This window comes from Stenotrophomonas geniculata ATCC 19374 = JCM 13324 (assembly GCF_001431625.1).
In the GTDB taxonomy this organism is placed as follows: Bacteria; Pseudomonadota; Gammaproteobacteria; order Xanthomonadales; family Xanthomonadaceae; genus Stenotrophomonas; species Stenotrophomonas geniculata.
Genome location: NZ_LLXT01000166.1, coordinates 1 through 4,997, shown reverse-complemented (window position 1 = coordinate 4,997; position 4,997 = coordinate 1). Strand labels below are relative to the sequence as shown.

The following is a 4,997-nucleotide window of genomic DNA, read 5'->3' as shown; positions in this document are numbered from 1 at the left end:
GCCTTCTAAGCCGGCGGTTACAGGTTCGATTCCTGTCGGGCGCGCCAATAAAAACAAATAGTTAGGCGTCGTTTGACGATGCGAATAGTGAGATTCCGGAATTGCCTCCGGAATTGCCGCAAGAATTCAGTTCAGTACAGCCCAACGTTGACTGCTACGGAATCGTTCATCTCGGGGTAGACTGGTTTCCGCAATCAAGGGGAACGGCTCAGCTCAATGGCCTGTTTTATTGTCAGCTTCGAGGTTAAGGACCCGCAAACGGTCCTGGATCTGCGCGAAAAGTTGAAAAGCTACAAGACCTACTGCCCAATTACTGCGACATGCTGGGCGATCGTCGCAGACCAAAAGGCTGCGGAGATTCGGGACGAGCTGGGCGAGATTCTCAAACCTGGCGATAGGATCTTCGTCCTTCGGTCTGGTACTGAAGGTGCTTGGAAGAATACTTATGGGAAGGCCAATTCTGAATGGCTGAAAAAACACCTATGAGTGCCGTCCCACCAAAGAATCCAAGTGCCAGCGACGGCGATTCCGTCGTTATTCGACGTGGGCGCGTTGAGTCAGTTGACCTTTACGAGATCAAGGATTCCGAGCTGGATCAGCTGGAGATCGGCACGCAGGGAGGCCTTCATTCGACCTCGGCGACCTTCTTACTTTCCTGTGCCTTGGCTTGCGGCTCTTCATTGGCCAGCGCCGAGTTCCACTCCAAGAGGGTTGAGACAGTCTTCATGTTGATGACGATTGTCGGAGTCTTGGGTGGGTTCTATCAAGGTTATCTCTGGTGGCGATCCAGAGGGGCTATCAAGAAACTCTGCGAAAAAATCAGAAATCGAATCGCTGCCGAAAAAGTGCCGGTTGTTGCCGCAGTGGCTCCGGTGCAGGTCGCTTGCGGCGTAATCGAGGATGGAGTCGTGATGGGGGTGAGTGTTGAGGTTGGAGCGGCGGTTTCGCCTCCCCAAGGTCCTGAGCCACCTCAACCAGCAGGCTGAGGCGACGCTCCCCGCGACCGAATCACTGCCCGGACTCAGATACCTCGGGCAGGGAGTGATCGTAGACATGCATCATCGCGTCAGTCTTGTGCCCACTGGCTGCCTTCTTGTCGCCCTTGGTATCGGTCACGCCCCGATGTTTCAGGCTATGTAGGCCGAACCGTTCGTCCTGGCTCAGGATCCCGTCTTTCACCGCATTGCGCATCATGCGCCCCCAGGCAGTCTGCCAACCAGCCCCGGTCAACCGTTCTCCGTCCTCGCTGACGAGCAGATAGCGATCCTCGGCCCGGATGGGTACAACTCCCCCTCTCTTGTTCCATATCGCTGCGCGGCGAGCCCGCAGCAATGCTATCGCTTCTTCGGTTTCCGGACCCTTGCGCACCAGGTTGTCGCGGCTACCCTTCCGGCGGTTCGTCCGCAGTAGCTCGCCGTCCACATGGGCGTCAGTGAGCGTCAGCACCTCAATTCCACGTAGGCGTGCCTGATAGGCCACCTCCATCGCTGCCCATAGATACGCAGGGACAGCTCCCTTTGCCCGAGGCCTGCGCGCGCTGCAGGTCTTCGCATAAGCTTGCACGCGTCGGAATACATCCGCCGGCGGCATGCGGTGGTCTGCTTTTTCTTTGACCTGCTTGATGCCGGCGGCCGGGTTCGTCGTGACGTGGTCATGTTCACGGGCCCAGGGGCGCATCGTGTACGACTCAACGAGGAAGTACATGCGGGTGGTCGACTTCCGGACGACGCCAGGCGCGTCGCCAAGCGCACAGGTCCGCGTGGCGGGCAGCGGCCAGTACGCCTATGTCGTCACGCGCCCGGCGTACAGGTGGAGCGGTGTGCAGGTAACGCCTTCGTCCAACTGGCAGTGGGCGTGTTCGGCAGGATTTGTGTACTCGCGGAACGATGGGTACGACCTGCAGAGCTGGAACAGCGGCGAGGGATCCTACGCGCCTTGGGGTCACCCGGCACCGGTGGCTGCCGGCACTGGGATGGACGTGATGGTCGTGGACGTGAGCGGTCTGTGACCATCACGCCGGCCGAACGGCTGTTGCGGCCAGACTTCACGCATGTGCTACTCCGCCCAGATCACCGCCGCCTATCAGAAGCTGGTCCGGATGACCGGCGCCACACTGTCGCTGCAGGAGTTCGCAGTGCTGTACGCCCGATTAGTATGAAATCCTGGCTCGACTGCTTTCACCATGATGGATCACACATGGAGCCATACGAATGTCAGTCGATCCTCGCCCCAATCTCCATACTAGTCTTGCGGCCCTTACATTGCTGTTCCAACGCTGTCTTGGCCTGATGGGGCGCTGACCAAGCCAGAACTCCTCGTGCGGACCACACATAGTCGATTAGGGATAGCATGTCCCTGCGGGATTCCTCCGGGCCGACCAATAAATCTTGCATGCTGCCCTTATCACCACCGCGATTTCGTTCCTCGACAAGTGCAGCAGCTGCTTCAGCATACGAATGGCATTCCTCAATGCTGTAGTGCTGTGGCACCGCTTCGGGACCAGCTGTATCGCTAGTACGCGCAGCAGCAGAGCAAGCGGCACCAAAGGCCGGCACTGCTGCAATGAGGGTGGCCAGTAGTATGCGCATGACGCTCTCCTTATGTTGTGCTGCGAACAAGGCAGAGGGTAGCGCCTCGGAATGTCCAGGTCCTGACGGAGAACCATTCGCGCCTGGTCAGAACAAAGCACAGCACGTCCTTGATCTAGGTCACATTTCATCGCGTCCGAATTTTCGATGATGAAAATGATTCGCATTTGTGCAAGGATTGTCTGCGGATGATTTATCCGCATAACACGGACGACGATTATGAAATCGAGTGCTTTCGCGATTTGTTTTGTTGTTTCGTCGATGATCGTAGGCAGTGCGTGCGCTTCGTCATCGAGCTCGACCAGCCAGTTCACGCGATCGGCGACAAGGATTGTAAATCCCAGTCAGATCACCGAGGTCAATGAAGGGGTGCGCTTGTCCCTACTTGGTGATGGGAAGGGAAATTACCTGTACCAGCCATGGGCTCAACCATTGGAAGCTGTGAGGGTACATCAGGAGGTTTGCCGGAAATATGGGCGTTCGGCCGCGATGGATGTCTCCGTCACGCTGTCGCCAGACACCGATTTCGTTTTCCCGTGCGAATCGCCCACGTCCAAGAAGATAACTCCATCCTTCGACCAGAGCTGCTACGCAAATGCGACGATGTCTGGACCCAGTGCAGTCATTCAGGGCGTGCAAGACATCTTCGAAGGGGAAGCACTGCTTGAGAAGGACAACCGCCCAGGGAGCACCACAGGGTCACTAGCGGTATCTGTGGGGGGGATGTGTGCGACTACTATTCATGGCGAGTTGATTGGGCCTGCAGGCGCGAGCAGAAATCTATTTCTGCCGATTGGCTGCACCATGCCATCCATTGGTCTTTTCAATTCGGCAGCCATCGCTTCCGTGTGTGAAGTTTCAGACGTTTCTAACCACTCATTCACAGTGATTCCCAACTGACGTTCCACGCGATCTGATTCACCGCGCCCTACCTGCGATGCCGTTGGTGGGGCGCTCTGAATGCTGAGTGGGCGAGCTTTGCAGTCTCTATCCTGATTCGCAAGCGGTTGGGGACGGGGTAGACCGGGGCCGCAGGCAGCTCAACCCGGGGGCGCGTGAGCAGCGCCGCGCCGGCACCGGGGCTAGTTGGAAGAACCATATGCTGTTTCCGCGTAGTTGGTGCCAAGTGGGCTCCATGGCGCTAGCATGGCCCTAGAGCACCTGACCGAGATGGCCGGACTGGATCATGGAAGAGTTGCCAAAGCGCAATAAGAAGCCCCGCCGTAAAGACGGCTTCCCTTGGAAGAGCCTCATCGCCGTGGTGGTGATCGTCAGCGTTGTCCTTGCCGTAGCCGAAATGGCACGGATTGACCGCGAGTATCGGTTGCAAGCGAATCGCCAAGCAATTGAGGCCCTAGAAGGCGTGACCCAAGATCCGGCGTTTCAGGTAAGACAGGCGCTGGAACGGGCTCAGGCCAGCGACGCGGCGTTGAGAGAGCAGGTCAAGGAAGAGTCGCGAGCTACGACCGAAAAGAATTGAAGGGCCATGTTGCATCAGGCCGGAAGCGCCTGAGCCTCGCCGCGCCGGCACAGAGTCGAGTCAGGCTCGACCCTCCGATTCGGGCAAATTGACGATTTCGTCAAATCGCCGATGCGTGGCTTAACAATTGCCCTTCCGCAATAGAGCTGAGCCCAGGCTCGGCTCTGCCCGAACGATTCAGGCACGTCGCAGCCACGTTCGCAGGATCTGCGACGGTCCGCCGTATTCTCCCGGCCATGCCACTCCCCGCCGACTTCCGCTGGACGACCAGGTCCGCCAGCCGCCCGGATGACCCCCTGACCGTGATCGCCTGCCATGGCGTATGGGTGGTGGCCATGGCCCAGCGGGTGAACGATGGCATCTGGATTGCCTCGCTGGATCGGCACCGGCATGGCCCCGGCGGTCCGTTCCGCTGGTGCAGCAGCTACGAACAGGGCCGGGCGGGGGCCGAGCTATGGGTGACCAGGCACGAGGCGAGGTTGCGGGAGGATGTGGACGCGATCTTGACTTGGCAGGAAAAGGTCCGCGGCAACCGACTGGCCAAGGCTGACCTTGATCCGCCGTTCGGCTGGATGGGGTAAGGCAGCAACTCACGGCGCCCTCGCGGAAGCTCCAGAAAACTCACCACCGTGTCCTTGCGCCGCAATGATCTGCCTGCCCATGCTCCAGAAATGAACTCAATGCACGTTGTTGATTCGCATCTAGAGTCATGCAGCCTTCTAAGCCGGCGGTTACAGGTTCGATTCCTGTCGGGCGCGCCATTGGAATCAATGGTTTATGAACTCACGCCCGCGAACATCGGTTCCCATTCGATGGCTGGGCAATCCTGGGTGGCGAGCATTCCACCTTCCTCTTTTCCGATGAAAGATGCCCTTTGCCTGGGGGTGTAGTCGCACGGCGTGATGCCAGGCGGGTTGCGGTGAACCTGG

Annotated in this window: 4 protein-coding genes; 3 read left to right on the top strand and 1 reads right to left on the bottom strand. The window is 58.6% G+C overall.

Translation table 11 applies throughout. The features are described from left to right. Positions 1-482: 482 nt before the first annotated feature. Complete coding sequence (locus ARC63_RS23375) at positions 483-986, top strand: hypothetical protein (protein ID WP_139042455.1); 504 nt, start codon at positions 483-485, stop codon at positions 984-986. Positions 987-1,008: 22 nt separating this feature from the next. Here the strand turns inward: ARC63_RS23375 and ARC63_RS22285 are convergent, their stop codons facing one another. Continuing rightward, positions 1,009-1,704 carry a site-specific integrase gene (locus tag ARC63_RS22285; RefSeq protein WP_231298681.1) on the bottom strand — a complete coding sequence of 232 codons (696 nt, stop codon included), beginning with the start codon at positions 1,702-1,704 and terminating at the stop codon, positions 1,009-1,011. A gap of 2,070 nt (positions 1,705-3,774) precedes the next feature. On the opposite strand from ARC63_RS22285, the gene ARC63_RS22275 reads away from it, so the two are divergent. After that, positions 3,775-4,068 (top strand): hypothetical protein, encoded by a 294-nt coding sequence (locus ARC63_RS22275; protein WP_057504421.1) that lies wholly within the window; start codon positions 3,775-3,777, stop codon positions 4,066-4,068. 236 nt (positions 4,069-4,304) lie between these two features. Then, positions 4,305-4,649 (top strand): hypothetical protein, encoded by a 345-nt coding sequence (locus ARC63_RS22270; RefSeq protein ID WP_057504420.1) that lies wholly within the window; start codon positions 4,305-4,307, stop codon positions 4,647-4,649. Positions 4,650-4,997 lie beyond the last annotated feature (348 nt).